This window comes from Paraburkholderia terricola, from assembly GCF_003330825.1.
Lineage (GTDB): Bacteria > Pseudomonadota > Gammaproteobacteria > Burkholderiales > Burkholderiaceae > Paraburkholderia > Paraburkholderia terricola.
Map to the genome: position 1 here is coordinate 530,637 of NZ_CP024942.1, position 25,074 is coordinate 555,710.

At 64.2% G+C, this 25,074-nt stretch carries 22 protein-coding genes; 14 read left to right on the forward strand and 8 right to left on the reverse strand.

The features are described 5' to 3' along the window. The first annotated feature begins 23 nt into the window (after positions 1-23). The 4 genes from CUJ90_RS20895 (at position 24) to CUJ90_RS20910 (ending at position 4,139) form a co-directional block, all read left to right on the forward strand. Positions 24-1,103: a transporter gene (locus CUJ90_RS20895; protein ID WP_073432478.1), complete on the forward strand. Its 1,080-nt coding sequence runs from the start codon at positions 24-26 to the stop codon at positions 1,101-1,103. 153 nt (positions 1,104-1,256) lie between these two features. After that, entirely contained in the window at positions 1,257-1,847 is a 591-nt protein-coding gene (locus CUJ90_RS20900; RefSeq protein ID WP_073432479.1) for a BPSL1445 family SYLF domain-containing lipoprotein, read from the forward strand. A gap of 239 nt (positions 1,848-2,086) precedes the next feature. Then, the gene (locus tag CUJ90_RS20905; RefSeq protein ID WP_073432480.1) at positions 2,087-3,574 is read left to right on the forward strand and encodes a SulP family inorganic anion transporter; all 1,488 of its coding nucleotides are present in this window, start codon (positions 2,087-2,089) and stop codon (positions 3,572-3,574) included. 118 nt (positions 3,575-3,692) lie between these two features. After that, positions 3,693-4,139: a response regulator transcription factor gene (locus CUJ90_RS20910; RefSeq protein ID WP_073432481.1), complete on the forward strand. Its 447-nt coding sequence runs from the start codon at positions 3,693-3,695 to the stop codon at positions 4,137-4,139. A 41-nt stretch (positions 4,140-4,180) separates the two neighbouring features. On the opposite strand, the gene CUJ90_RS20915 is transcribed toward CUJ90_RS20910, so the two are convergent. After that, positions 4,181-4,720: a YbaK/EbsC family protein gene (locus CUJ90_RS20915; protein ID WP_073432496.1), complete on the reverse strand. Its 540-nt coding sequence runs from the start codon at positions 4,718-4,720 to the stop codon at positions 4,181-4,183. A 178-nt stretch (positions 4,721-4,898) separates the two neighbouring features. Here CUJ90_RS20915 and CUJ90_RS20920 point away from each other — a divergent pair, with 178 nt between their 5' ends. Both CUJ90_RS20920 and CUJ90_RS20925 read left to right on the forward strand, forming a co-directional pair. After that, a complete protein-coding gene (locus CUJ90_RS20920; protein ID WP_073432482.1) occupies positions 4,899-6,230 on the forward strand; it encodes a YihY/virulence factor BrkB family protein in 1,332 nt (443 codons plus the stop codon). Between the two features lie 391 nt (positions 6,231-6,621). Then, the gene (locus CUJ90_RS20925; protein ID WP_073432483.1) at positions 6,622-7,803 is read left to right on the forward strand and encodes a porin; all 1,182 of its coding nucleotides are present in this window, start codon (positions 6,622-6,624) and stop codon (positions 7,801-7,803) included. Between the two features lie 268 nt (positions 7,804-8,071). On the opposite strand, the gene CUJ90_RS20935 is transcribed toward CUJ90_RS20925, so the two are convergent. The 6 genes from CUJ90_RS20935 to pdxR form a co-directional block, all read right to left on the reverse strand. Continuing rightward, positions 8,072-8,944 carry a proteasome-type protease gene (locus tag CUJ90_RS20935; protein WP_073432484.1) on the reverse strand — a complete coding sequence of 291 codons (873 nt, stop codon included), beginning with the start codon at positions 8,942-8,944 and terminating at the stop codon, positions 8,072-8,074. 170 nt (positions 8,945-9,114) lie between these two features. Then, positions 9,115-9,915, reverse strand: a complete 801-nt coding sequence (locus tag CUJ90_RS20940) for a transglutaminase family protein (RefSeq protein ID WP_073432485.1) — start codon at positions 9,913-9,915, stop codon at positions 9,115-9,117. A 13-nt stretch (positions 9,916-9,928) separates the two neighbouring features. Further along, entirely contained in the window at positions 9,929-10,879 is a 951-nt protein-coding gene (locus CUJ90_RS20945) for an alpha-E domain-containing protein (protein WP_073432486.1), read from the reverse strand. Positions 10,880-11,077: 198 nt separating this feature from the next. Beyond that, complete coding sequence (locus CUJ90_RS20950; protein ID WP_073432497.1) at positions 11,078-12,487, reverse strand: circularly permuted type 2 ATP-grasp protein; 1,410 nt, start codon at positions 12,485-12,487, stop codon at positions 11,078-11,080. A gap of 458 nt (positions 12,488-12,945) precedes the next feature. Then, a complete protein-coding gene (locus tag CUJ90_RS20955; protein ID WP_244143193.1) occupies positions 12,946-13,374 on the reverse strand; it encodes an HU family DNA-binding protein in 429 nt (142 codons plus the stop codon). A 301-nt stretch (positions 13,375-13,675) separates the two neighbouring features. Further along, complete coding sequence (gene pdxR / locus CUJ90_RS20960; RefSeq protein WP_073432488.1) at positions 13,676-15,154, reverse strand: MocR-like pyridoxine biosynthesis transcription factor PdxR; 1,479 nt, start codon at positions 15,152-15,154, stop codon at positions 13,676-13,678. 112 nt (positions 15,155-15,266) lie between these two features. On the opposite strand from pdxR, the gene CUJ90_RS20965 reads away from it, so the two are divergent. From CUJ90_RS20965 to CUJ90_RS21000, 8 genes are all read left to right on the forward strand, one after another. After that, positions 15,267-15,704 (forward strand): carboxymuconolactone decarboxylase family protein, encoded by a 438-nt coding sequence (locus CUJ90_RS20965; protein ID WP_073432489.1) that lies wholly within the window; start codon positions 15,267-15,269, stop codon positions 15,702-15,704. A 367-nt stretch (positions 15,705-16,071) separates the two neighbouring features. Further along, a complete protein-coding gene (locus CUJ90_RS20970; protein WP_073432490.1) occupies positions 16,072-16,644 on the forward strand; it encodes a cupin domain-containing protein in 573 nt (190 codons plus the stop codon). A 171-nt stretch (positions 16,645-16,815) separates the two neighbouring features. After that, positions 16,816-18,432 (forward strand): peptide ABC transporter substrate-binding protein, encoded by a 1,617-nt coding sequence (locus CUJ90_RS20975; RefSeq protein WP_073432491.1) that lies wholly within the window; start codon positions 16,816-16,818, stop codon positions 18,430-18,432. A 16-nt stretch (positions 18,433-18,448) separates the two neighbouring features. Next, positions 18,449-19,387, forward strand: coding sequence for an ABC transporter permease subunit (locus CUJ90_RS20980; RefSeq protein ID WP_073432492.1), 939 nt, complete (start codon positions 18,449-18,451; stop codon positions 19,385-19,387). Between the two features lie 3 nt (positions 19,388-19,390). Next, positions 19,391-20,305, forward strand: coding sequence for an ABC transporter permease (locus tag CUJ90_RS20985; protein WP_268802011.1), 915 nt, complete (start codon positions 19,391-19,393; stop codon positions 20,303-20,305). A gap of 1 nt (position 20,306) precedes the next feature. Next, positions 20,307-21,305 carry an ABC transporter ATP-binding protein gene (locus tag CUJ90_RS20990; RefSeq protein WP_114163843.1) on the forward strand — a complete coding sequence of 333 codons (999 nt, stop codon included), beginning with the start codon at positions 20,307-20,309 and terminating at the stop codon, positions 21,303-21,305. Then, positions 21,302-22,360: an ABC transporter ATP-binding protein gene (locus CUJ90_RS20995; RefSeq protein WP_114163844.1), complete on the forward strand. Its 1,059-nt coding sequence runs from the start codon at positions 21,302-21,304 to the stop codon at positions 22,358-22,360. The genes CUJ90_RS20990 and CUJ90_RS20995 overlap by 4 nt, the downstream gene beginning before the upstream one ends. Before the next feature lie 154 nt (positions 22,361-22,514). Then, complete coding sequence (locus tag CUJ90_RS21000) at positions 22,515-24,074, forward strand: OprD family outer membrane porin (protein WP_114163845.1); 1,560 nt, start codon at positions 22,515-22,517, stop codon at positions 24,072-24,074. An 80-nt stretch (positions 24,075-24,154) separates the two neighbouring features. Here the strand turns inward: CUJ90_RS21000 and CUJ90_RS21005 are convergent, their stop codons facing one another. After that, on the reverse strand, positions 24,155-25,033 hold the full coding sequence (locus CUJ90_RS21005) for an IclR family transcriptional regulator (RefSeq protein ID WP_073430869.1): 879 nt from the start codon (positions 25,031-25,033) through the stop codon (positions 24,155-24,157). Between the last annotated feature and the right edge of the window lie 41 nt (positions 25,034-25,074).

The following is a 25,074-nucleotide window of genomic DNA, read 5'->3' on the forward strand; positions in this document are numbered from 1 at the left end:
GGAACGCTCTTCTCGAACGGCTTATGAACCTGAATGTTGCGCCTGTCACTTATGGTGCGGATCGCTCGGGCCTCGTGTGCGGCTTCCGTTTTTCAGCGGGCGAGCCCGGCGTATCGATCGACACGGACGGCGCCGCCCAATGGCTCGCCGACAATGCGCGCGAGCACGCCGGCGTCGCTGACGACGACAGGAATCAACCCGTGCCGCAACCGTCCAGGGGCGACGGCCAATTTCTCTGGCTGCATTTCAATCTCGCGCACGTGTCCAGCGAAAAGTGGATGCGCGCGCATCTCGACCTGCCCGAGACCTTTTTCGAGGCATTGCGCGAAGGCTCGCACTCGACGCGGATCGAACATCAACATGGCGCGTTGCTCGCCGTGGTCAACGACGTGATGTTCGATTTCGAGCAAACGCCGTCCGACATCGCCACGCTATGGGTTTACACCCATGAGCGGATCATGATCACGGCGCGGCTGAAGCAACTGCGTTCCGTCGACCGCCTGCGCGCATCGGTGCGCGAAGGCGAAATCTTCGAAACGCCGGCCGAATTGCTGATTCACCTGTTGCGCGACCAGGCCGATCTGCTCGTCACGATCGTGCGCCGAAGCAGTACCGAGGTGGACCGGCTCGAGGATCAGTTTCTCTCCCGCAGAACCTTCGACAACCGTCGCGACCTGGGCGCGATGCGGCGCGTGCTCGTGCGCCTGCAACGACTGCTGGCGCCCGAGCCCGGTTCGATCTTCCGGCTGCTGGTGAGGCCGCCCATCTGGCTCTCGCAGCGGGACGTGCAGAGTCTGCGAGACTCGACGGAAGAATTCTCGCTGGTGCTCGGCGACCTGTCCGGTCTTGCCGAGCGCATCAAGCTGCTGCAGGAAGAGATCGCCGCGCGGCTCACCGAGCAAAGCAATCGCACGCTCTTCACGCTGACGCTCGTGACGGTGCTCGCGTTGCCGATCAACATCATTGCCGGGCTGTTCGGCATGAACGTCGGCGGCATTCCGCTCGCGGAAAACCGGCACGGCTTCTGGGTCATGGTGCTGATGGTGGTGAGCTTCACCGCGCTCGCCGGATGGTGGGGTTTTCGCCGCCGCGCGGGGCGTTGAGCGCATGCCGCGAGGTCATGCCGCGCGCCGGGCACGGGAACTGCTGCCCGGTTAACGCGTCACACGTTTGGCCCGGCGCGCTCGCGCGCGGCCTAGCGCGGACAGCAACGCCGAACTTCCTATAACGAACACGAACGCACCCGGAGAACAATCATGCGCAGACGACAATTCATCATGACCACCAGCGCGGCTCTCGCCACCGCCGGCCTTGGCCTCGCCGGCTGCACCACCACCTCGCCATCGTCCAGTTCGTCGTCGGCGGTGAATGCGAGCAAGCGCGACACGATCAATGCGGGTGTCGACTCCACGCTTTCGCGCCTCTATACGAACGTCAATGGCTCGCGTGAACTCGTCGCCAAGGCGCGCGGCGTGCTGGTGTTTCCCTCCGTCATCTCGGCGGGCTTCTGGGTCGGCGGCCAGTACGGCGAAGGCGCGTTGCGCGTGGGCGGCCGCACGGCCGGCTACTACAGCACGGTGGCGGGCTCGTTCGGCTTGCAGATCGGCGCGCAGTCGAAGGCGCTGATCTTCCTGTTCATGACGCAGGAAGCGCTCGATAAATTCCTCGGCAGCCAGGGCTGGGCCGCAGGCGCGGATGCCACGGTCGCCGTGCTGAACGTGGGCGCGAACGGCGCGGTCGACACCTCCACCGCCACCAGCCCGGTCGAAGCTTTCGTGCTCACCAACGCGGGCTTGATGGCGGGCGTGTCGCTCGAAGGCACCAAGATTTCACGTCTGATGATCTGAGCGAATACGCTCATTGCCGCGCGGCCGTCTCAGCGGCCGCGTGGCGTTTCAGGCGGCGGGCTTGCCCGCCTCTCACCAGGCGTCGCCCGCCTTCACGGCCGCAAGGGCCGCACTGCTGTAAAATCCGCGCCTTTCGCACGCTTGCCCGGCCATCGTCGTCTCAGGCCGAGGCAGCCATCCCATGTCGGGCCGCGTGCATCGCCACGCCGTTTCTGCGCCCGCTTCCCGTATCGTTGAAGATGAACACCGCTAGTCCCACTCGAAGTTGGCTCGCCAACCTTCCCGGCATCCGGAGCAATGTGCTCGCCGGTCTGACCTCGTCGTTCGCGCTGGTGCCCGAATGCATCGCCTTCGCGCTGGTCGCCCACCTCAATCCGTTGATGGGCCTCTACGGCGCCTTCTTCATCTGCACGCTCACCGCGCTGTTCGGCGGGCGGCCGGGCATGATTTCCGGCGCGGCCGGGTCGATGGCGGTGGTCATCGTGGCGCTCGTCGTGCAGCATGGCGCGCAATATCTGCTCGCCACCGTGATCCTCAGCGGCATCCTGATGGTGCTGTTCGGCGCGTTGCGGCTCGGCAAGCTGATCCGCATGGTTCCGCATCCGGTGATGCTGGGTTTCGTCAACGGGCTCGCGATCGTCATCGCAATGGCGCAGCTCGCGCACTTCAGGCAGCGCACGCCGCAAGGCGAACCCTGGCTGCACGGCGGCGCGTTGCTGACGATGTGCGGTCTCGTCGCGCTCACGATGCTGATCGTCTATCTGCTGCCGCGGCTCACACGCGCCGCGCCGCCCGCGCTGGTGGCGATCGTCGGCGTGGGACTCTTCACGCAGTGGCTGCATCTGCCCACGCGCACGCTCGGCGACATGGCGCACGTTGCCGGCAGCCTGCCGAGCCTGCGCATGCCGGACGTGCCGCTCGATCTGAACACCTTGCAGGTGGTGCTGCCCTACGCGGTGCTGATGGCGACCGTCGGTCTGCTGGAAACGCTGCTCACCTTCAATCTGACGGACGAGATCACCGAAACGCGCGGGCAGCCGAACCGCGAATGTCTCGCGCTGGGCGCGGCGAATATCGCCTCGGGTCTGTTCGGCGGCATGGGCGGTTGCGCGATGATCGGGCAGACGATGATCAATCTGAACTCGGGCGGCCGCTCGCGGCTATCGGGCATCGTCAGCGGCGTGATGATCCTGATGTATATCCTGTTTCTGTCGCCGCTGATCGAGCGGATTCCGCTGGCGGCGCTGGTCGGCGTGATGTTCGTGGTCGCGCAGCAAACCTTCGCGTGGGGTTCGCTGCGGGTGCTCGGCAAGGTGCCGCGCAACGACGCGCTGGTGATCGTCGCGGTCACGATCATCACGGTGTTCACCGACCTCGCGATCGCCGTGTTGTGCGGCATCGTGATCGCCGCGCTCAGCTTCGCATGGCAGCATGCCCGCGAAATTCACGCGCATGTCGAGGATCACACCGGCGACAAGGTCTACCTGCCGCGCGGCACGCTGTTTTTCGCATCGACCACGCGCTTTCACGAGCTTTTCGACCCGGCCGGCGATCCCGGCCACGTCACGATCGATTGCAGTCAGTTGCTGCTTGCGGATCATTCCGCGCTGGCGGCCTTGCAAGGTCTCTACGAACGCTATCGAAAAGCCGGCAAGCAACTCCGTATGAAGAATCTCTCCGCTCGCAACCGGCACTTGCTGACCCGGGCCGGTATCGAGTTCGCGTAGCTGTTATGCGAACGCTGACCAAACGTAATAGTCGAGAAAGATCGCGATAAGACTCCCCACGGACTTTTGTTTTCACTACATTGGACGTTTCGGTGCGCGGTCTTCCGGGGAGTCCATTGTGACAAGACGGGTCTCGCTTGACGATGAAACCGAGTTTGCAATCTGGAAGCGCCGCAGCGCGGTACAGCCGACGCTATCGCGCCGCGTGCTGGTCGCGCATCGCGACAAGGCGATCGGCGAATCGCTGGTGCTGCTGCTGTCGCTAAAGGGTTACGAGGCGATCTACGCCGCCGACCTGCCGAAGGTGAAATCCTTCATGAACCGGTGGAAGCCGCATGCGATCCTGCTCGATACGCGGCTCGACTCCGCCTCGGACTACCAGTTCACGCGCGCGGTGCGCGCCGACCCATCGAACGCCGACTTACTGCTGCTCGCCATGAGCAACCTCTGGCCGCTCGATCCGATCGGCTCGCTGAAACAAGGCGGTTTCGACGGCCACTGCCGGCGGCCATGCTCGCTATGGCGCGTGGCGGATATTCTCGAAGGCTATTTCGCCGGCGCGTGAGCGATCTACGCGGCGAGCTTGCGTGACAAGCTCGAGTGACCTTACTCGGGCGCCACCGTCAGCGAGGCGACTTCGCAGCGGGGCCACTGCCGCAACACCTCGGGTGCGAGCAGCAGTTTGGCGGCGCGCACGCCCGCGCCCATCACGATCTGCGAGCGCTCCATCACCGCGGCATCGACCAGGATGCGCCAGTCGTCCGGCAAGCCGAAAGCCGTAATGCCGCCAAACTCCATCCCGCTATGCTCCACCGCGGCCTCGCGTTTGGCGAACGAAAGCCGCTGCGCGCCGAGCGCCGTCTTCACCGCGCCGTTGATGTCCAGACGCAGCGAACCCAGCGAGACCAACGCCGCGTAGTGTTCGGCGCCCTCCTTCCTGTAACGGATCACGATCGTGTTCGCGCAGTCCTCCAGGCCGAAGCCATAGCGTGCGCTGAATTCGGCGGTGTCGGAGGCGTCGTCGCTGACGGCGAAGACGGTCACACCGCGTGCCGGCAACTGGGCGACGACGTGCGCCGGCAAATGCGCGCCAAGGTTCTCCGCGGCAATGATGTCGAGTTGCTGTACGAGTTCGTGCGAGTGCATGGTGATCAGAGGGAGCAAGGATTCCCGGCATTCTAACGGCACGTCCCGCTGACGGCGCTTGTTATAGTCACAGGCATAAGGCTTGCGAAAGGCAGGATGCGAACGCCGCGCCGAGGTGAGTTCACCACGCGAGCACGCCGCATCCGCCGCGAGGACGGACTCATCGAGAACGACGATCATGGATATCGACACGCTTTCCGCGGAGCACCTGCAACTCGTGGCACGCAAGCAGGCCAACTGGGCAATCGGCGCCTTCAGGCAGTTCTCCGAAAATCGCTGCGCCGCGATGGCCGCCAGCATCGCGTTCTACGCGGCCTTCTCGCTCGCGCCGACGCTGGTCATGGTAATCGCGGTGGCCGGCTGGTTCTTCGGCGCCGAAGCCGCGCGCGGCGAACTGTTCGATCACATTCACGGCCTGCTCGGCGACCAGGCCGCCGCGGGCGTCCAGACCATCGTCGAGAACGCGCATCACAGCGGCAGCGCGGGCGGCGTCGCGGCGATCATCTCGTTCACGATGCTGGCGATTGGCGCGTCGGCCACGTTCTCGTCGCTCAATAGCGCGCTCAATGTGGTGTGGCCGTATACCGGACCGCGCTGGTCGAGCCTCGTCGCGCTGGTGCGCGTGCGGCTCATCTCGTTCGGGCTGGTGCTCGGCGTCGCGTTTCTGCTGATCGTGTCGCTGGTGCTCGATACGGTCATCACGTTCGTTGGCAAGTGGCTGTGGGGCGACTCGCCTTATGTGGTGATCGGCAATCTGCTGCAACTCAGCGTCGGTCTGGTGGTGCTGGCGTTCGCCTTCGCCGGCCTGCTCAAATTTCTGCCGGACGCGCACGTGCGCTGGCGCGATGCCTTGGTCGGCGGAATCGTCGCGGCCGTGCTGTTTTCGGCCGGCAAGAAGCTGTTCGCGCTGTATCTCGCGCACGCCGGCATCACCAGTTCGTTCGGCGCGGCCGGTTCGCTCGCCGTGCTGCTCATGTGGCTGTATTTCTCGGCCGCCGTGCTCCTGCTCGGCGCGGAGTTCTCGGCGGCGCGCGGGCGCATGCACGATCCGCGCGGAGGCTGGGGCATGCAGGACAACACGCCGCCCGGCAGCCGCGCGAAGCTCGCTTCGGTGCTGGCGGCGTCGACGGTATCCGCGGATGATGCGGCGCCACGAACGGGCGAGGCGGCCGCCGCCGATGGCGCGGCGCGGACAGTCCGCACGTCGAGCGCCAGGGCGCTTGCCGACGCATCGGCAGGCTCGGGTTTACGCGTGCGACCGCGCAAGCAAGGTTCGGCGAGTGTGACCACGGCTGCGGCCAAGCTCAGCCGCAGCGTTGCCCTCGCCGAGGAACAGGCCATCCGTGTCGCCGCGGTAGCGCTGCTCGAAGCCGGTCGCAAGGCGGCCGCGGCCGACCGCTACGTCAAGCGGCACCCGTGGACTTCGGTGCTGCTCGCAGCCGCTTCGGGGCTGGCCGCCGTGGCGCTGGCACGCCGCCGCCACGCGGACGAGAACACGCGTCGGCAATGACCTGCTGAGCCGTCGCTCCGCTGATGAATTGCACCAACGCACAACGCTGGAAGTCTGTCCAGCACGCTCATCAAACGAAGCACGCCGCCTTCTTGATAGCGACGCTAGCGACCAGGGCCTCCAGTTAGACGACTAGATTACAAACAACCTTCAAATCTCTACCCAAAGTGGAGGTAGTGCAGCCGCCACTGTCAGGAAAACAACAATAATGCTCAGTCAACGAATAACTATTGCTCAAATGGCAACAATTCTTAACGCGCTGTAAATACAAGGCTTTCCGCTGTTTGTCACATTTTGGCGACACTCTTTTTTTTCCAGTTCGTGCCGATAGAGCCGGTGAGCTATTCTCCTTTTCGCAACAACGAAACCAATCATCTGCGTGGAGAAATGGATGAAACGACTCGCACTGTCTACCCTCTCGCTGGCGCTTCTGAGCGTCACCGGCGTGGCACATGCTCAAAGCAGCGTTACCCTGTACGGTTTGATCGATGAATCGATCCAGTACGCACACAACACCGTCGACGCTTCCGGCAAGAACAGCAACCAGGTCGGCCTGGTGGGCGGCAACCTGCAAGGCAACCGTTTCGGCTTGAAGGGTACGGAAGACCTGGGCGGCGGTCTGAAGGCGATCTTCCAGTTGGAAAACGGCTTCGACATCAATAGCGGCAGGCTCGGTCAGGGCGGCAAGATGTTCGGTCGTCAAGCGTATGTCGGTCTGACGAACGACTCGTTCGGTACCGTCACGCTGGGTCGTCAGTACGATCCGGTGGTCGACCTCGTTCAACCGCTGACGGCTGACAACTACTTCGGTTCGACCTTCACCACGCCGGGCGACGTCGACAACAACGACAACTCCTCGCGCACGAATAGCGCCGTCAAGTACACCTCGCCGGTGTGGGGCGGCTTCCAGTTCGAAGGCATGTACGCATTCGGCGGCGTGGCCGGTCAAACGGGTTCGGGCCAAACGTGGTCGGGCGCCGCAACGTTCGCAACGGGTCCGTTCAGCGTGGCAGCGGGCTACTTCCGCGCCAACAACGGCAACACGCTGGCTAGCCGCACGGTGGCCGGCACGCCGGGCTGGAACGGCAGCACGTCGGACGGCACGTTCGACAACCAGATCAACGGCGCATACGCCGCTGCCAAGTCGATCGGCATCGCTTCGGTCGCTGCGCAATACGTGGCAGGTCCGTTCACGGCCAACGTGCGTTACAGCAACGCACAGTACAAGCCGGACGCGAACTCGGGCTTCGGTTCGACCGAGAAGTTCCACGTCATCGGCGCATACCTGGGTTACCAGGCAACGCCGGCCATGCTGGTTGGCGTGGGCTACACGTACACGAAGGCCAACGGCGACTCGAGCGCAACGTACCACCAGGCTTCCATCGGCGGCGACTACAACCTGTCGAAGCGCACGGACATCTACCTGGTCGGCGCGTATCAACACGCAAGCGGCCAGCAACGTGCTTCGGACGGCACGCTGGTCAACGCCGGCGCGGCAATCGGCTCGTATGGCTACAACTCGGCTACCAGCTCGCAAGAGATCGTCAGCCTGGGCATCCGCCACAAGTTCTAATCGAGCTTGACGGACTGCTGAAGCAACACGCAGTTGAAAACCAGCCACGGGCGAAAGCCCGTGGCTGGTTTTTTTCGTCCCGTGGTTGGGGTGCGCGCGGTGTGCACTGGCCCGGGCACGGCGCTTAACCTGAGGAAGCGCCGCTTTCGCGCCGCAAGATCCGCGACGGAAACAAAAAAGGCCGCCAGCAAGCCCTGGATAAGACCCGTGACGACCTTGATCCAATTCGCGCCGCCGAGAGCCGGCAAGCGCGGTCATAGTTAACCGGCTACCGCCGCTGCCCCTTGCCTTTGTCCGCCTGCGCCAACGTCTGCGCAGGCGTGGCGTCGAACTCATGCTCGATACCATCCGCGCCCACCGGCGCGCGGTGCAGCACTAGCGCCCGCTCGCGCTGCAACAGCGGCACATTGGGCGAAGCCTGCCAGTCGGGATCGGGGATCTCGCCGAACACCTGGCGCAGCCGCTCGCCCCACGTGCGGTGGATCATCTCGAAGTACGCGTTGTCGTGGTCGACCGAGACGAAACGCGTGACGCACAGCGCGTCCTTTTCGTAGACCAGCAGATCGAGCGGCAGCCCGACAGACAGGTTCGAGCGCAGCGTCGAATCCATCGAGATCAGCGCGCACTTGGCGGCTTCGTCGAGCGGTGTGGACGGCGTCAACACGCGATCGATGATCGGCTTGCCGTACTTGGCCTCGCCGATCTGGAAATACGGATTCACGGCCGACGCTTCGATGAAGTTGCCCGCCGCGTAAATCATGAACAGGCGCGGCCGGTTGCCGGCGATCTGCCCGCCGAGAATGAAGCTGCAATTGAAGTCGACGCCGAATTCCTGCAACGCCTCGGCCTCGCGCTGATGCACGGAACGCACCGCGCGGCCGATCACGCGCGCGGCGTCGGCCATGGTGGGCGCGCTCCAAAGTGTCGGCTGCGAAGCATCCACGGGCTCGGACAACTCGTGCAGCACCGCCTGCGTGAGCGACAGATTGCCGGCCCCAAGCAGCACGAGCATGCGCTCGCCGGGCTGCTCGAACACCGACATCTTGCGCGCGGTGCTGATGTGATCGACGCCCGCATTGGTGCGCGTGTCCGAGAGGAACACGAGCCCTTCTTCGACGGACATCGCGACACAATAAGTCATAGGAAGTACCCGCAAAAAAACGACTGAACGGCGCTATTGTAATGCGGCGCGCACGCGCATCCATGCCGTATTACGGCCTTTGCAGGTCCAAACTGAATGGTTGTGAGGGCTGGCGCTCGCCGGCGTCCCCGGCAAGCCGGGAGCACGCCACCCTCCGCGGCCGCCGGCCGCTATTGCGACAGTTGCGCGCTCACGGTAACGGACACCTTGAGCTGTTCTTCCAGCCCGCCGATGCGCCGGCCGCGCACCGGCGCGGCGGCTTCATAGTCGCGCGCGACCGCGAGCCGGCAGTAGATCTCGCTGGCAAACGCCGCGTGCGTGACGTCGACGGAAATCCAGCCCTTGCCTTCCAGCCACACGTCGACCCATGCGTGGCTCGCCGCATGCGGAACGTCGCCCGGTTCGATGTAGCCGCTCACGTAGCGCGCCGGAACGCCGCGCGCGCGGCAGCACGCCAGCATCAGATGCGCATGGTCCTGGCACACGCCGTTGCCGAGTTCGAGCGCCTGCGCGGCGGTGCTGGTGACCTCGGTGATGCCGGGGTTGTACTTCACGCGCTGCAGAATCTGTTCGGACAGCGCGATCAGATTGCTCGAACTCGCGAGGCTCGGCACGGAATCGGCCAGTTCGCGGATCGCCGCATCGGCTTCGGTGAGCCGCGTGGCGCAGGTGAAATGCTCGAGCGGAATCGGGCCCACGCCGTCGGGCAGATAGCCGTCGACGAGCGGAATCGTGTCCACCTCTCCCGACACGTGCAGACGAATCTCGCTATGCGGCTTGTTGATCACGAGCGTGTGCAGCGCGTTGCCGTAGGCGTCGAAGGTCGCGTCGAGCTTGCCGGGCGCGTCGATGCTCCAGCGCCGCACCACCTGCGAGGCGCCGCTCATCGGCGTCAGACGCAGTTGCTGGATCGAGTAATGGACAGTCGCTTCGTAGCGATAGGAAGTGTCGTGGCGGATCGTCAGGTACATAAAAAGAACTCCGTCAGGCGACTGGCAGCATCAGATAGGTACGCGCAACCAGATTGCCGAGCTCGAACACGCGAGCAAGGAACTGCGTCAGATAGGCGTGCAGGCCGGTTTCGAAAATCTGCCGGATGTCGGAGTACAGCAGTTCGGCGCGCAGCTTGCCGGCAAACCGCTCGCACTGGTTCGAGCCCGAGGTGCGCAGCATCGCCAGATTGGCGCAGACGCCTTCCAGCGACGCAAGCAGCGAACGCGGCATTTGCTGATTCAGGATCATCAGTTCGACCACGCGCGCCGGCGTGACCACGTCGCGATACACCTTGCGATAGATTTCCAGCGCCGACACCGAACTCAGGATCGAGGTCCAGTAATAGAAGTCTTCGAGCTGGCGCGCCGCGTCGCGTGAATTCGGCTCGACGTCGGCAAAGCGCACGTCGAGAATCCGCGCGGTGTTGTCCGCGCGCTCGAGAAAAGTACCGAGCTGCGTGAAGAAGAACGCGTCGTCCTGCAGCGCGGTGCCGATCGTCACGCCGCGCGAAAGATGCGAGCGGAACTTGACCCACTCGAACAGCGCGCCCGGATTGCTCGCGGCTTGCCCTGACGCCGCGCGTTCGTTGAATTCGAGCCACGTATCGTTGATGGTTTCCCACCATTCGGTGGTCAAGGTGCCGCGCACGGCGCGGGCGTTCTCACGCGCGGCATGCAGGCACGAATGGATGCTCGACGGGTTGGTCGCATCCGCCACCATGAAATCGAGCACGTGCTCGCGAGTCGGTTCGTCGTAGCGCTGCGAGAACGCGCTTTCCAGTTCGGAGATGCGCAGCACCGAGCGTTGCGCGCGCGCCTCCTGTTCGGGCGTCTGCGGCAACAGCAGCGCCTTGAGGTTGATGTCGAGCATGCGGGCGGTGTTCTCCGCGCGCTCCATGTAGCGGGCCATCCAGAAGAGGTGATCGGCGGTGCGGCTTAGCATGACGGCGTTCCGTATCTGATGACGCGGGACCTTTGCAAAGGTAAAGGGTCCGCGCTGGTTATCCGTGTGCGCCGGCGGCGCGTCGAGCGCCGGCCGGCGCGTTGGGCTGCGGGCGCGGTTGCGTGAAGCACTGCATGAACCGCCGCATGAATCGCGGCATGAAATGCAGCGGCACGGGCAACCGCGACGGCAACCGCGTCAGTCGACCATCCAGGTATCCTTGGTGCCGCCTCCCTGCGACGAATTGACGACGAGCGAGCCTTCCTGCAACGCCACGCGCGTCAGGCCGCCCGCCACCATCGTGACGGTCTTGCCGGACAGCACGAACGGACGCAAGTCGATATGGCGCGGCGCGATGCCCGACTCAACGAACGTCGGGCACGCGGAAAGCGCCAGCGTGGGCTGCGCGATATAACCCGCCGGCCGCGCGATCAGGCGCTCGCGGAACGACTCGATTTCGGCCTTCGTCGAAGCCGGTCCCACCAGCATCCCGTAGCCGCCCGCGCCGTGCACTTCCTTGACGACCAGTTCCGGCAGATGCGCGAGCGTGTAGGCCAGATCGTCCGGCTTGCGGCACTGGAACGTGGGGACGTTATTGAGGATCGGCTTTTCGCCGAGGTAAAACTCGATCATCTCCGGCACGAACGGGTAGATCGATTTGTCGTCGGCGATGCCGGTGCCCATCGCGTTCGCCAGCGCGACGCGACCGGCGCGATACGCGGTCAGCAAGCCGGGCACGCCCAGCGCCGAATCGTTGCGAAACGCGAGCGGGTCGAGAAAATCGTCGTCGACGCGGCGGTAGATCACGTCCACGCGCTTCGGCCCCTGGGTGGTGCGCATGAACACGTAGTTGTCGTCGACGAAGAGATCCTTGCCTTCCACCAGTTCCACGCCCATCTGCTGCGCAAGGAACGTGTGCTCGAAATACGCGGAGTTGTACATGCCCGGCGTGAGCACGACCACGACCGGATCGTCGACGCCTTCCGGCGCGACGGAGCGCAACGTGTCGAGCAGCAGATCGGGATAATGCGCGACCGGCGCGATGCGGTTCTGCACGAACAGTTCGGGGAACAGCCGCATCATCATCTTGCGGTTTTCGAGCATGTACGACACGCCCGACGGCACCCGCAGGTTGTCTTCGAGCACGTAGAACGCACCGTCGTCGCCCGCGCGCACCACGTCGACGCCGGCGATATGCGCGTAAACACCGAGCGGCACGTCCACGCCCTGCATCTCCGGCCGGTACTGCGCGTTGGTATAAACCTGCTCGGCCGGCACGATGCCGGCGCGCACGATATTGCGCTCGTGATAGACGTCGTGGATGAACAGATTGAGTGCCCGCACCCGTTGGCGCAAACCGGCTTCGAGTGTCTGCCATTCGCTGCGCGGAATGATGCGCGGAATCAGATCGAAGGGAATCAGCCGTTCGGTGCCCGACAGGTCGCCGTTCACCGCGAAGGTGATGCCGACCCGGCGAAACAGCAGGTCGGCTTCCGCGCGCTTGCGCGCGATCGCTTCATTACCCTGCTTCACCAGCCATCGCTCGAAGCGTGCGTAGTGTGGCCGCACGGCATCGTCGTGATGACGCATCTCGTCATAGCATCGCATGTCACGCCCCGCTCTTGTTGTCGGATAGAAGGCGAATGCGCTGCGCATTCGGTGTTCGACAATCGTTGAAGCAAGCGCTATGCCATTGGGCTTGCCCGCGCGTGAAACGCTGACTATGCACGCGAACAGCGCATCCGACCGGCATGGCCCTCGTCGCCATCGTACTGCGGCGGCCCATGATGCGCTAGTACGGTGCATGCCCGGCGACGGCGGTGCGCGCTCAGGAGAATGCATCCTGGCGCGGCGGCGGAATTCGCAAGCTGCTTCGCACGCGCATGAAAAATCCCCGTGGATTTGCACCCACGGGGATTCGGACAGCTTCTTGCACCAGGGATCGGCTCAAGCGTTAAGCGACTTAACTTCGCAATGTTAACCTCGCGACGTTAACAAGGTTAAGCGAAGGTTAAGCGAAGGTTAAGCGCCGTGGCGTTAACCCCCTGCCAACGCATGAAGCGCGATCAGCCTGCGGCAGCGTCTTTCAGCTTCTTCAGCGGACGTGCCTTGATGCGCACGCTAGCCGGCTTGGCCGGGAACCAACGCTCTTCGCCCGAGAACGGGTCCTTGCCGAAGCGGCGCTTCTTCGCCGGCACGGCTTGCACGACGATCTTCAGAAGACCCGACAGCGTGAATTCGCCAGCGCCCTTCTTGTGCACGGCGCCGAGGATCGTGTCTTCGAGCGCGGCCAGCACGGCCTTGGCAGCCTTCGGTTCCACCGCGGCGCGTTCAGCGACGTGTGCAGCCAGCGAGGCCTTCGTGAAGGTGTCCTTGATCGGCGACGGTGCGCTGGACGCCTTCACGGCGACCTTCTTAGCTGCGACGGCTTTCTTCGCAGGGGCTTTCTTTGCAGCAACCTTTTTGGTCGGTACCGGGGCAGCCTTCTTGGCCACCTTTTTTGCGGAAGTCGGCATGTTTCTCCTACCTGTTGTGGTCAGTGAATTGCACGAAGCGCACACGGTATGTGCACGCTTCAACGCCGGATTCTACAAGCGCTCACACGATTTGCGCGACTCTTTTATGTATAACGGCCAAGGTTTGTTGCGTGGCGCAGACTGCGCAACGCATTTTGATGCTTGTTTTAGCGGGTAAACCTGTCCATGAGCGAGTCTCGCGAGGTCGGCGATACGAACTCGTAACGCGCGTTACAAGCCATTTCACTGCATGAATAGCGGTGTTTTCTTCGCGAGACGATCAGCGCACAAGGCGCGGAAGTATCTGCGCGAGCCTCGTGAGCGCCGCGTCGATGTGCTCCACGGCGATGGCGCCATAGCCGAATATCAAGCCTGCCTGCGGCTTCACGCGCTGATAAAACGGCGCGATTCCGTACAGACCGATCGACGCTTCACGCGCCGCGCCCACGACCGCCTGCTCCGTCAACGGCGCTCTTAGGCGCGCAGCCATGTGGATACCGGCCGTCGGCACGATCGGTTCCAGCCACGGCGCGAGGCCGCCGCGCAGATGCTCCAGCAACATCGCGCGCCGCGCCGCATACGCCTTGTGCGTGCGCCGCAGATGCTTGGCGAAGTCGCCGTTGAGCATGAAGGACGCAAGCGCGGTTTGCGTGAGCGTGCAGCCGTGCCAGTCCGCGATCTGCCGCGCCTTGAAGAGCGCGCCGAACAGCGAAGCCGGCGGCACCATGTAGCCGACCCGCAACTCGGGAAAGATCGTCTTCGAAAACGTGCCGACGTAGGCGACGAGCCCGGCGCGATCGAGGCTTTTCAGCGGCTCCATCGGACGGCCCTCGAAACGGTACTCGCAGTCGTAGTCGTCCTCGATGATCACCGCGCCGCGTTTCTGCGCCCATTCGAGCAACTCGACGCGCCGCTCCAGACTCATCGGCATGCCGAGCGGAAACTGATGCGAAGGGGTCACGTAGACGAGCCGCGCCTTGTCCGGCAGCTTGCTCACGATCAGCCCTTCGCCATCCACCTGCACCGGCGCGACGCGCGCGCCCGTGGCTTTGAAACACGCGAGCGCCGGCGGATAGCCGGGGTCTTCGACAGCCGCGATCTCGCCGGGGCGCAACGTGATGCGCGCCATCAGATCGAGTGCGTGCTGCGCGCCTTGCGTCACGATCACGTCTTCCCAGTTGCTCAACACCGCGCGGTTGAACGCGAGGTAGCGCGAGATCGCGAGGCGCAACTCCTGCTCGCCCGCCGCATCGCGATAGGTGCCCGGCGCGCGCGCTTGCGCACGCAACGCGTGATTCACGCAGCGGCGCCAGACGTCGAAGGGAAACAGCGTCTTGTCCGTCGCGCCGCCGACGAAGTCTTGCGGCGACCTCACCGAAGGTCGCGGCAACGGCAGGGTCTCGGGCATCGCTTCCCACAGCGGCTGCGCGCGCGCCGCGCCCTTCGCCCTCGCCTTGGCCCGTTCGCGGGCCGCTTCGGCGGCCCGCGCGTGCGGCGAGCGCTCCGAGGGCAGACGCTCCAGGCCGTCGGCGACGAAGGTGCCCGAACCCGCGCGAGCGCTGAGATAGCCCTCGGACAGAAGCCGCTCGAATACGTCGAGCGTGGTCTTGCGCGACACGCCCAGTTGCGTGGCGAGATCGCGCGTGGACGGCAAGCGCGTGCCGCCGGCAAGACGTCCTTCGAGAATGCCGGCGCGCAACTGCCGATAAATCTGTCCCGACAGATCGTGATGCCCTTCGACGGCGATGTGGATTTCCATTTGAGTGGTTACCTCGAATATCCAGAAAATGGTTATTCCGAAAGACCAATGGCGATCGTAAGCTTACCTCCGTCGTCGCGCCACGAGCGGACATTTACGAAAGGAGAAACTCATGCAGGCACGTCTCGACTTCTACAAGGCCAACCCGAGCGGCACGCGCGCGATGCTCGCGCTCGAGGAAACCATCGGCAAAAGCACGGTCGACAAGACGCTTGCGGAACTGGTGCGGATTCGCGCGTCGCAACTGAACGGCTGCGCGTTCTGCCTCGACATGCACGTCACGGACGCGCGCAAGCACGGCGAAACCGACCGGCGTCTCGCCACGATAGCCGCCTGGCGTGAAGCGCCGTTCTTCACCGAGCGCGAATGCGCGGCGCTCGAATGGACGGAAGCCGTCACGCTGGTCGCGCAAACCCATGTGCCGGACGCGGTGTGGGAAGCGGTCAAACCGCATTTCACCGATCAGGAGATCAGCGATCTGACCTTGTTGCTCATCGCGATCAACGGCTGGAACCGGATTGCGGTTTCGTTCAGAAAGATGCCGGAGTAGAGCGTTGGATACGCGGCGCTGACGCGCTGCGGGTAATTGCAAAATGGCGCGCCGTGTGAAACGGCGCGCCATTTTTTTGTTCTCGCTCGCGGCGTTTACCCGGCATACGCCCTTCAAGACGCGATGCGTTTATTCCCGCTAATACTCAGTCAGCATAAATGCCGTCACCCTTTGCAACACTGCTGTTTTCGGCATCGCCAAAGCCGAATTGGCGGGAGCCGCGTTCGCTTCTGGCAACATAGAGCCTGTCTCTAAAAGCGGTTCCTTCCACGACCAGGGGTTCAATCGCCCGCGCCTCGGTCCAAGCCGCGATCAAACCATATTTACTTATATCAAACAAATTTTGACGGGCTAATTTCCTCCTGCTATGGTCACGACAATTCAAAAGAGCAATCCGGCACTTGAACTAGGCAGCAAGATCCGCGCGCTGCGGCAACGGCTCAAGCGCACGCTGGATGACACGGCAACCGCGGCGGGTATTTCCAAGCCGTTCCTGTCGCAAGTCGAGCGCGGCCTGGCTTCACCGTCCATCACTTCGCTGGCCGGGATTGCCGGCGCGCTTGGCGTAACGGTGCAGTATTTCGTCGACACACCCAGCGAGGAACGCTGCGTGAGTCGCGGGGATCAGTTGAAGTTTTTCGGTTTTGCGGATTCGGCCAATCTGTTCGCGCGGCTGACCAATCTGACGGGCGGTCGTCAGCTCGAAGCGATCCTCGTCAGGATGCCGCCAGGGCAGAAGCGCTCCGAGGTCACGACGCATGCCGGAGAAGAGTTCATTTACGTGATCGACGGCGAAGTGTCGTTGACGCTGGAAGGCAAGACGTTCGTATTGCACGCGGGAGACAGCGCGCATTACGAATCGACGGTGCCGCATAGCTGGATGAACACCGCGCGTATCGAGTCGGTGGTCGTCTGGGTGGGCACACCGAGACTGTTCTAAAGAGCAGGCAACTTTTCCGGTTGAGCCGGTCAGGGATTGCCTGCATTAACAAATGCAAGGAATCCTCGATGCCGGACAAGCAACAAGGGCCGCCCTGGCCCGAGCCACGCAGATAACCAGGCGCTCTCGCGCCACGCGTTCTTCTCTCGACCTTATCCGCGATCTCAACCGATGAAAACCCCGTTTGCCTACGCGACGGCGCTGACCGCGCTCGTCCTTACGTTTCAGTCTTCCGCATTCGCGGTCAACGTGCCCGCCGGCGTCACGCTCGCCGCGAGCCAGGAATTGACCCGCCAGGTGCCCGCCGAAACCGAATCGCTCGACCCCGCGCACGTCGAATCCTGGACCGGCAATACGATCGCGCTCGACCTGTTCGAAGGTCTGACGCGCATCGACGCGGCCGGCGCGGTCGTGCCGGGCGTCGCCCAATCGTGGACGCGCACCGGGCCCGACACATGGGTGTTCAAGCTGCGCCACGACGCGCGCTGGAGCAACGGGCAGCCGGTCACGGCGGCGGACTTCGTCTATGCATGGCAGCGCGTGCTCGATCCGAAAACCGGCTCGAAGTACACGGTGCTGGTCGAATTCGTGAAGAACGCCAAGGCGATTCTCGCCGGCAAAGCGCCGATGACGAGCCTCGGCGTGCGCGCGCCCGATCCCTACACGCTGGAAGTCACCACCGAGGTGCCGGCCGCGTTCTTCCCGCAACTCACCGCCATGCCGACGATGGTCCCGGTCAACCACGCGGTCGTGACGAAGTTCGGCGGCGAGTGGACCCGGCCCGGCAACTTCGTCGGCAACGGTCCTTATGCGCTGACCGACTGGCAGCCGAGCAACCGCCTCGTGGGCACGAAAAGCAGCACGTACTGGAATGCCGGCAAGGTCGTGATCACGAAAGTGACCTACCTGCCGATCGAAAACGACGAAACGGCGATGCGCATGTATCAGGCCGGCCAGTTCGACTACACCTATACGATTCCGTCGGGCGTCTATGCGCAGGTCGGCAAGCAGTTCGGCTCCGAACTGAAAACCGGCCTGCAGATCGCCACGTACTACTACAGCCTGAACAACGAAGACCCGGTGTTCAAGGACAAGCGCGTGCGCCAGGCGCTGTCGATGGTGCTGGACCGCGACCTGCTGACCCAGCGCCTGACCGCGGACGGCGAATTGCCGATGTACGGCCTGATCTCCAAGGGCACGCAAGGCGCGGCGGTATTCAAGCCTGACTGGGCCGCCTGGCCGATGCCCAGGCGCGTGGAATACGCACGCAATCTGCTGAAGGCCGCCGGCTATTCGGACGCGAAGCCGCTCACCTTCACCTTCACGTACAACACCAACGATCTGCATAAAAAGGTCGCGCTATTCGCAACCTCCGAATGGCGCACCAAGCTCGGCGTGAACGCGAAACTGGAGAACGTGGAGTACAAGGTGCTGCTCAAGCAGCGCCACGACGGCAAGGTGCAAGCCTCGCGCGACGGCTGGTTCGTCGACTACAACGACGCCATGTCGTATTTTGACTTGATACGCTGCCACAGCGTGCAGAACGATCAGCGCTATTGCAATCCGCAAGTCGACAAACTGGTCGATGAAGCCAACCAGCAACTCGACGACGCGAAACGCACCGCCATGCTCACGCAGGCGCACGATCTGGCGATGAACGACTACCCGATGGTGCCGCTCTTCCAGTATTCGGCGGTGCGGCTGGTGAAGCCGTATGTCGGCGGCTACACGTCGACCAATTACGTCGATCAGCGCGCCACGCAAGACATGTATCTGATCAAGCACTAAGCGCGGGAGCACCGTCATGCTGGCCTACACGCTGCGCCGCACGCTCTGGGCGATTCCGACGATTCTCGCCGTGATCACCGCGTGCTACCTGCTGCTGCACCTCACGCCGGGCGGGCCGTTCGACACCGAGAAGCAACTGTCGGCGGCCGTGCTCGCGAACCTCAACGCCAAATATCACCTCGACGAACCGTTGTGGCTGCAATACCTGCACTACCTCGGCTCGCTGCTGCACGGCGATCTCGGGCCGTCGTTCCGCTACGCCGACTGGTCGGTCAACGATCTGGTGTGGAAGGCGTTGCCGGTGAGCCTCGGCGTGGGCGGCGTGTCGGTGCCGATCGCGCTCGTGATCGGCGTCACGCTCGGCACGCTCGCCGCCGTGCGGCGCGACCGTTTCGTCGACCACGCGGTGATGGTGCTCGGCAATATCGGCAACGTGGTGCCGCCGTTCGTTCTCGGTCCGGTGCTGGTATGGATCTTCGCGATTCTGCTCAGGACCTCCGAAGGCCGCGGCTGGCTGCCGGCCGGCGGCTGGGGCGAAGGCGAATGGCGCTATCGCGTGCTGCCGATCGTGCTGCTCACCTTCATCAACGTCGCCGCGATCGCCCGCGTGATGCGCGGCAGCATGATCGAGGTGCTGTCGGGCAACTTCATCCGCACGGCGCGCGCCAAGGGTCTGCCGGGCCGCACGATCGTGTTGCGCCACGCGCTCAAGCCCGCGTTGATGCCGGTCGTGTCGCTGCTCGGCTCGGTGTGCATCTCGTCGATCACCGCCGCGGTGGTCACCGAATCGGTGTTCGCGCTGCCGGGCGTCGGCCAACTGGTCGTCAACGGGGCGATCAATCGCGATTACACGCTCGTGCTCGGCCTCGTCGTGCTGACCACGGCGATCGCCGTGCTGTTCAATCTGCTGGTCGACCTCGCGTATGCGTGGCTCGATCCGCGCATCCGGTACTGATCCATGTCCCGCTCTCTTCAAACGACTGCCGCGGCGCTCGATCCGCTCGCGGCCATCGCCAGGGCGCCGCGCTCGCGCGGGCCGCTCGCCACCGCCGCCATGCGCTTCGTGCGCAATCGCGCGGCGTTGACCGGCTCCGTCGTGCTGCTTCTGATTGTGATTGCCTGCGTGGCCGGCCCCTGGCTCTTGCCGAACGGACCGATCGACAGCGACTGGAGCGCGATCAGCCTGCCGCCCACCTGGCAAAACGCGCACTGGTTCGGCACCGACGAACTCGGCCGCGACCTGCTCGCGCGCACGCTGCAAGGCGGGCGCGTGTCGCTCGAAGTCGGCCTGCTCGGCACGCTGGTATCGGGGCTGATCGGCGTCGCCTACGGCGCGAGCGCCGGCTATCTGGGCGGCCGCGTGGACGCGGTGATGATGCGCATCGTCGACATGATGTACGCGATCCCCTACATGCTGATCGCGATCCTGATGATGACCCTGTTCGGCCGCGCGTTCTATCTGGTCGTGCTGACCATCAGCGCATTCTCGTGGCTCGACATGGCGCGCGTGGTGCGCGGCCAGACGCTGTCGCTGCGCTCGCGCGAATTCATCGACGCGGCCCGCGCAATCGGCGTGAGTTCGCGTTCGATCATCGCGCGCCACATCGTGCCGAATCTGTTCGGCGTGGTCGTCGTGTACGCGAGCGTGACGGTGCCGAACATCGTGCTGACCGAATCGGTGCTGTCGTTTCTCGGCCTCGGCGTGCAGGAACCGATGACGAGCTGGGGCGTGCTGATCCAGGACGGCGCGCAGAAGCTCGAATCGATGCCGTGGCTCCTGCTGTGCCCCGCCGTGATGCTGTGCGTGACGCTGTATTGCGTGAATTTCGTCGGCGACGGTTTGCGCGACGCATTCGATCCGAAGGACCGCTGACATGCCGCTACTCGAAGTCAAGGACCTCGGCGTGCGCTTTACGCGCCGCGAAGGCGCACCCGTCGACGCGGTGCAGGGCGTGTCGTTTTCATTGGAAGCCGGCCGGACGCTCGGCATTGTCGGCGAATCGGGATCGGGCAAGAGTCAGACCGTGATGGCGCTGCTGGGTCTGCTGGCGGGCAACGGCCGCGTGTCGGGCACGGCGAGCTATCGCGGCAAAAATCTGCTGACCATGACCGAAGCGGAGCTCAACAGGATTCGCGGCGACCGCATCGGCATGATCTTCCAGGACCCGATGACCTCGCTCAATCCGTTCCTCACGATCGAACGGCAAATGACCGAAACGCTGCAACTGCATCGCAAGATGCCGCGCCGCGAAGCGCGCCGCCGTGCGATCGAAACGCTCGAATCCGTGCGCATTCCCGACGCCGCGCGCCGCATCGGCATGTATCCGCACGAGTTCTCCGGCGGCATGCGCCAGCGCGTGATGATCGCCATGGCGCTGCTCTCCGAGCCGGAAATCCTGATCGCCGACGAACCCACCACCGCGCTCGACGTCACCGTGCAGGCGCAGATCATCGAATTGCTGCGCGAGCTGAACCGCGAACGCGGCACCGCGATCATTCTGATCACGCACGACATGGGCGTGGTCGCCGGTCTATGCGACGACGTGATGGTGATGTACGCCGGCCAGACCGTCGAGCAGGCGAGCGCCGCCGCGCTGTTCGCCGCGCCGACGCATCCGTACACGCTCGGCTTGCTGAACGCGCTGCCGCGCCTCACCGACGAAGACGACGACCGTCCGCTGCAAACCATTCCCGGCAATCCGCCGCTGCCCGGCGAGGTCGGCGCGGGCTGCGCATTCGCGCCGCGCTGCGCGTTTTGCAGCGAGCGGTGCCGCGAATCGCGTCCGCCGCTTGCCGCGGCAGAGGGCTATCTCGACGCGTTGCGCGCGTGCCATCGGCCGGTTGCGGAAATCATCGAGGCACAACACGCATGAACGCGACTCCCCTTGCTAACCAGAACGCGGCCACGCTGCTGTCGGTCGAGAATCTCAAGGTGCAATTCGGCGTGCCGCGCGGCGGCTTTCCGTGGTCCGGCAAGACGATGCTGCGCGCGGTGGACGGCGTATCGTTCGACGTGCGGCGCGGCGAAACCGTCGGGCTCGTCGGCGAATCGGGTTGCGGCAAATCCACGCTGGCGCGCGCGATCGTCGGACTCGCGCCGGTGGCGAGCGGCAGCGTGCGCTGGCTCGGCGACGAAACCGTGCTGCCCGCGTCGACTTCGAGCACGACGCGCGACACCTCGCGCTTGCGCCGCGACGTGCAGATGATTTTCCAGGACCCGCTCGCCTCGCTCGATCCGCGCATGACCATCGAACAGATCGTCGCGGAACCGCTGCTCACGCACGGCCAGAACCTTGCGCGCACCGACGTGCAGCGGCGCGTGCTGACCATGCTCGAACGCGTCGGCCTCAACGCGCAGCACTTGCGCCGCTATCCGCATGAGTTTTCCGGCGGACAGTGCCAGCGCGTCGGCATCGCGCGCGCCTTGATCGGCGAGCCGCAACTGGTGATCTGCGACGAACCGGTGTCCGCGCTCGATGTGTCGATCCAGGCGCAGATCGTCAACCTGCTGCGCGATCTGCAACGCGAGTTGTCGCTCTCGCTGCTGTTCGTCGCGCACGATCTCGCGGTCGTCAAGGCGATCAGCCACCGCGTGCTGGTGATGTACCTCGGACGTGTGATGGAGTTCGGCGACAAGCGCGACGTGTACCGCACGCCGCGTCATCCGTACACGCGCGCGTTGCTCTCCGCCGTGCCGGTGCCCGATCCGGCCGTCGAACGCGCGCGGCGTCATCTGCTGTTGCGCGGCGAGATCGCGTCGCCGCTGAATCCGCCTTCCGGTTGCGCGTTTCGCACGCGCTGCCCGGCTGCGATCGACGCTTGCGCCACGCAGATTCCGCAGCCCGTCACGCACGGTGCGAACGCGACGCGCGTGGCCTGCATTCGCGTGGGGCACGCCCCGGAGGAAGCGCCCTTGGCGAACAGCTAAAGCACACAGCCTGAGAACTTAAAACCGTATTCCCCGGCGCGACGGGCCGTCGCGCCGTTGGATCCGCTCGTCCCGTCGTTTCTGTGACGAGCGGTAAACGTGGACTGGCTAACCGCCAGCCAAGGATTCACCACAATAAACGGAGACACCGTTAATGAATAACCCAACAAAAAACCGCTCGAAAAAATCCGGCACAGCTACCCTCCTTTGCTGCGCATTCACCCTCCCCGCTCTGACTGTCGCCGCGAGTGCCTACGCCGACGATGCCGTAACGCAGCCCACCTCCAGCACGTCCAGCACTCAAACGCTTGCGCAAACGTTGTCGTCCCCCACGCAGCAGGCGCAAGCCGAGACCGCGAACAAGCGCAGGGCGAATTCGGGCGGCCAGGTGCGCAACGATCAGCCAGATACCACCAACGCAATCGTCAACGCAGAAGCCGATCAGACGGTCACGCCGCCCACGCCGCCGTCGAGCCAGGCAGCCAGCAAGGGCTTCATCGCCGATAGCCATCTGAACCTGCAGTTCCGCAACTACTCGGATTACTTCGAGGGGCCGCCCTCGCTTCACCGCCACGCGTGGGTGCAAGGCGCGCAAGTCAACTATGAATCGGGCTACACGCAAGGGTTGGTCGGCTTCGGCGTGGATGCGTCGCTGTTCGCCGCGCTCAAGCTCGACGGCGGCAACGGCGCGGGCAACATGGTGCATGTCGGCAAGGACGGCGGCGGTTCACGGCAACTCGCGTGGGCCTACCCCGGCATGTACGACATCAAGGGGCGCATTTCGGAAACGGTCGTGAAGTACGGCTTGCAGACGGTCGCCAATCCGTTTCTCGAACCGCACGACAATCGCGCGTTGCCGCCGACTTTCCTGGGTGTCTCGCTGGTCAGCAACGATCTGGTGCACACCACGCTCGAAGCCGGCAGCTTCACCAAGGTCGATGCCCGCGGCCATACGAACCTGAGCAACCTGACGACTTCCTATGGCGGCACGCGTATCGATCGCGTGACCTATGTGGGCGGCACCTGGCATTACGCCAAAAACGGCGAGATGTCCTTGTATATCGACCAGGCCGACGACGTCTGGCGTCAATACTACGGTTCCGTGTCGCAATCGTTCGGCGATCCCGGCACGATCAAGTGGAGCGGCCTCGCGAACGTCTACTCGACGCACGACACCGGCGCCTCGCGCCAGGGGCATATCAACAGCAACGCGTACAGCCTCTCGGTGTCCGCGCAGCACGGCCCGCACGCGCTGCTGCTCGGCTACCAGCAGGTGCTCGGCGACCAGTTCTTCGACTACATCAACGAGACCAACGGCATCTACCTCACCAACTCGATGGATGTGGACTACAACGCGCCGCACGAGCAGTCGTTGCAATTGCGCTATACGTTCGACGGCAAGTACGCCGGCTTGCCGGGACTCAAGGCGATGTTCTGGGGCGCCTATGGCTGGGGCGCGGACGGGTCGGCGGGCGCGGCGGAGAATGCCTCGCCTTCGGCCCCGCTGCATGATCTGTACTGGAAGAACGGTGAGCCCGTGCACGGCCATCATCACGAGTTCGGCTTCATTCCGAGCTATACGCTGCAAAGCGGCCGCTTCAAGGACACGAAGATCACCTTCATCGCGATGTGGCACAACGGCCAGTACCACTACTCGGACGGCAACAACATGGAATACCGGCTGGTGGTGAATGTGCCGGTGAAGGTGTTCTAGGCGCTAAACGCAACGGTTTTCGCGGCTTCCGAATGGCGTCACGCCGGTTGATTCCACGTGACGCCTTTTTCATGCCTCGTCTAGCCGGTGATCCGCTCGGTTGTCATCGCGCGCGACAAGCCGTGCATCGGCCGGCGCAACGCGACATCGAACGGATTGGTTTGCGGACCGATCGCATCCGCCTGACGGCGCAGCAACTCGACCACCATCGGCAAGCGGTCGTCGCCGAGACGCGCCGCCAACGTGCCGACGCTCAAGGCCGCCACCGCGACGCCGGTACGGTCCAGAATCGGCACGGCCACGCCCGCCATGCCGTCGAGCACGCCGCTGTTGCGGCCCGCGTAGCCCAACTGACGCACGCGTTCGATCTCGGTGCGCAAATACACTTCGTCGAGCACGCCGTAGCCGCGAATACGCGGCACGTTGAAGCGAATGATCTCCTCACGCTCCGCTTCCGGCAGGAACGCGAGAATCGCGAGACTCCCTTGGCCAACGCCCAATGCCACGCGCCCGCCGATATCGCCGGTGAACGAGCGGATCGGAAACGGCCCTTCGCAGATGTCGAGACACACCGCGTCGAAACTGCTTTTGACCAATAGAAAGATCGTGTCGCCGAGACTGGCGCACAGCCGCAGCAAGGCGGGACGGCACAGCGTGCGCATGCCGCTCGGATTGCCGGCCTGCGCGGCGAGCGCGAAAAAGTCGACACTCAGGCGGTACAGCTTCGAGTTCTCGTCCTGTTCGATGATGCCCTGGGCGATCAACGCATGCAGGATGCGATGCACGGTGCCTTGCGTGAGCCCCACCGCTTTCGCGAGACGCGTGACGCGGCCGCCCTCGGGTTGCGCTTCGGATAACGCGCGGATCACCGCGAACGCGCGCTCCAGCATGCCTGTGCCGGGCGCATTGCCCGTTTCGGCGGGTGCGGTGTCGGTATCTCGTTTGGCGGCGGCATTCATCGTTAGCGATCTCAGCTATTTCATTGGCCGGAACACTATAG